The 271-nt window shown below is 69.7% G+C and carries 1 protein-coding gene; it reads left to right on the plus strand.

Annotation, left to right across the window (positions count from 1 at the left end; genetic code table 11):
* The coding region (locus MKD49_RS25950) for a His/Gly/Thr/Pro-type tRNA ligase C-terminal domain-containing protein (RefSeq protein ID WP_252697734.1) at positions 1 to 271 on the plus strand (271 nt) is incomplete at both ends.

Here is a 271-nt window from a genome sequence, read left to right on the forward strand (position 1 = left end):
GCCGCTGTCGAAGAAGCCGGAACTGTCCGGCCCGGCCGAGGAGCTCGCGGCGAAGCTGCGCCAGCACTGGAACGTCGACTTTGACACCTCCGGCGCGATCGGCCGCCGCTACCGCCGCCAGGATGAGACTGGCACCCCGTTCTGCGTCACCTACGACTTCGACACCCTGGAAGACCAAGCCGTCACCGTGCGCGAGCGCGACACGATGGAGCAGGAGCGCGTGCCGCTGGCGGAGCTCGAGTCCTACCTGGCCGCCCGCCTGATCGGCTGC

The sequence above is a fragment of the Herbaspirillum sp. WGmk3 genome, from assembly GCF_023952535.1.
GTDB classification, from domain to species: domain Bacteria; phylum Pseudomonadota; class Gammaproteobacteria; order Burkholderiales; family Burkholderiaceae_D; genus Herbaspirillum; species Herbaspirillum huttiense.